Here is a 2,775-nt window from a genome sequence, read left to right on the forward strand (position 1 = left end):
TTTAATAGGTGCATAATAAACGCTGAGTAACGCAGGGATAGCTTAGATACGATAGACACGCCAGTAAAGTTGGCTTGATATCGCTTAGGCCATAAAAAGCAAATTCCCATAGCATAAGTAACACCTCAGTCCAACAAGCGATTATGCAACACAAACTGCGTGTCGCATAAATACTAAAATGTTAGTGCAATCAGCGAGAGTCACATCAAAAAGTAGGGAAGTATGAGTATTAATATAAAATGGAATGGTGATTGTCGCTTTGAAGTGTCAACTGAAGGCGGCTTTACGTTTAATGTTGACGCTACAAGTGAGAAAGCCCCTTGTCCAACGGAAGTTTTATTGTCGGCTTTAGGTTCATGTAGTGCTACGGATGTCGTCTTGTTACTACAAGATCAAGGTTTTGAAGTTAAAGGCCTAGAAAATACGGTTACTTTTGCACTAACGGAATCAGAACCTCGTTTATATAAATCGGCAAACTTACACTTTACAGTAAATGGCAGTGGTTTTAAGGAATCTGACATTTTGCGAGCAGCTCAAAATGCGGTGGAAAAGCATTGTCATGTTTGTCTTATGTTGAGCCCTACGATCGATATCACTTGTTCAGCTGAAGTGGGTAAAAATTGCACTTAATCGGGTAGCCGGAGGTCTCTAACCTCCAGCCCCCACACCACCCATCATGCGGGTACGCAATGGGCGGTTCACCTCCCGTAATGAATATTGATCCAAATATCTCTCAGTGACACTAAACCTTTTGACGCTAAATAGTCATTGCCTAGCGCAATGTTAATTCCTTTTGTTTTTGAGCTTCGACAAGGCCCCTTGCTGGTGATACCACATGCTATGGCTAGTCTCTCACTGACCCCCAATTTCATTAAACTGCGTACTTTGGTGCGAGGTTTACGCCATTGCCGCCAGTAGCACATTCTTATCCTACGTCGGATCCAATGATCTAAATCCACCGTTAGCTGATAAGCGTTGGCTATCAGGTAGTAGTGTCCCCAGCCGCGTAAATACTGTGTGAGTTTATGAATTTGTAGGGTCATTGAGATCCCCCAGTTACGGTTAGTGAGCTCCCTGACATTTGCTTTGAATTTCTTTAGCGCCTGTTCGTGGATCTGCACTTGACCGTAACGAAATGTGAACCCGAGAAATTTTGAGCCTGATACTGGACCCACTCGACTTTTCGATTCGTTCACTTTGAGCTTTAATCGCTTAGTGATGAACGCAGTAATTTCCCGCTGGATTATTAATCCTTCGCTTTTCGTTTTTACTAAAATGATTATGTCATCAGCGTAACGTGCAAACTTAAGGTGTTTGTAGGTTAGCTTCTTATCTAATTCATCGAGTAAGATGTTGGAAAGCAAAGGGGATAATGGCCCACCTTGAGGGACTCCTTTGGTTGACTCAAACCACATACCTGTTTCGCACTCTGCTACTCCCGCTCGTAGGTATTTACCGAGTAGGCGCATGAGTGCTTTGTCTTTGATTTTACGACCAACACGATTCATTAGCATGTCATGGTTTACTTCATCAAAGAACTTAGACAAGTCGATATCAACCGCTGTTTTATAACCTTGTTTAACACAAGACTGAACATGGTTCACTGCTTGACTGGCTCTTTTATGAGGGCGATAACCATAACTATGTGGTGAAAATTGAGGCTCAAAGTAAGGGCTGATCACTTGAGCAATGGCTTGTTGGATCACTCTGTCGATAACAGCAGGGATCCCAAGCATTCGCTCACCGCCATCAGGTTTGGGTATCATCACGCGTTTGACTGGCAAGGGTTGATAAGTGCCGTTAAGTAATTGTTGTTTAATACCCAGCCAATGTAACTTAGCGAAGTCATTAAATTCCTCAATACTCATATTATCAATACCCGCAGCCCCTTTATTGCGCTTAACATGTTGCCATGCTGCGCTAATATTGTGGTTGCTTAGTACCTTTGCCATAAGGTCATGATCTATTTGGTTATATTCATTCGAGGTATTATTCACAGTCGAACGCTGTTCATCACTATCACAACACGGTGATCTATGTGAATTCAAGTTCATTTGTAGTGTCTCCTCTGGTTAAGATGTTCAGGCCTTCACCGTGTCCCCTCCATTACGATGGGCGTTTGGCTACTATGCCGTCTGCTGACTTCTGATAAATCACTCTAGCGATTACTCGATAAAGCGCGTCTAAAACTAACGCTTGTTTACTGCTATTTCGCTCGCTGTAGGTCGCAGCAACCAAAGCGCCAAGGGTTGATCAACCAGTCCCTAACTGGTAATCTCCAAGCGTTAGCGCGGATGCGTGTTTATCAGATCTCCCCGAATAAGGTGCATCGACTTTCTCTGCACAACTGCATCATTTACGGTGGCCGTTAGATCACATGACTTCGCTATCTTGTGCTAGCTCGTCTTCAGCCTACGCCTCATATGATGTTTTTGTTCATCAGCTCGCAGATTTGCTAGCGGCTTCCTCCAGACTATCTCTCGCGATTTAGCCCTTGCCATTCGCTAGTAGTTATCGTTTAATAACAGTATGTTATTTAAACGGTGATCTTCCTACAGAGGACTTTCACCTCATAAGTCAATGCCCATGTCGGGCGTACACAAACGCATCAACTCGCTCGCAAGCTCGCTGGGACAACTACTCGCTGGCTGCGGCTCATTCTTCGCCAAGTATAGCCAGCAAGTATTTGCCCGTTATACGAAACGTTAAGTTTCGTTCTGCTATAATTCTATCTAACTATCTAACTATCTAACTATCTAACTATCTAACTATCTA

General features: G+C 43.4%; 2 protein-coding genes. One reads left to right on the plus strand and one right to left on the minus strand.

Annotation, left to right across the window (positions count from 1 at the left end; genetic code table 11):
- Window positions 1-222 precede the first annotated feature (222 nt).
- Window positions 223-630, plus strand: a complete 408-nt coding sequence (locus H5154_RS22530) for an OsmC family protein (protein ID WP_182719700.1) — start codon at window positions 223-225, stop codon at window positions 628-630.
- Window positions 631-698: 68 nt separating this feature from the next.
- Here the strand turns inward: H5154_RS22530 and ltrA are convergent, their stop codons facing one another.
- Window positions 699-2,054 carry a group II intron reverse transcriptase/maturase gene (gene ltrA / locus H5154_RS22535; RefSeq protein ID WP_259398594.1) on the minus strand — a complete coding sequence of 452 codons (1,356 nt, stop codon included), beginning with the start codon at window positions 2,052-2,054 and terminating at the stop codon, window positions 699-701.
- Window positions 2,055-2,775: the final 721 nt, after the last annotated feature.

It is taken from the genome of Pseudoalteromonas sp. SR44-5 (genome assembly GCF_014163675.1).
In the GTDB taxonomy this organism is placed as follows: Bacteria; Pseudomonadota; Gammaproteobacteria; order Enterobacterales; family Alteromonadaceae; genus Pseudoalteromonas; species Pseudoalteromonas rhizosphaerae.

Bases quoted from the DNA above. Each gene is read 5' to 3' on its own strand.
- ltrA (WP_259398594.1), bottom strand. From the start codon at position 2,054: ATGAACTTGAATTCACATAGATCACCGTGTTGTGATAGTGATGAACAG.
- H5154_RS22530 (WP_182719700.1), top strand. From the start codon at position 223: ATGAGTATTAATATAAAATGGAATGGTGATTGTCGCTTTGAAGTGTCA.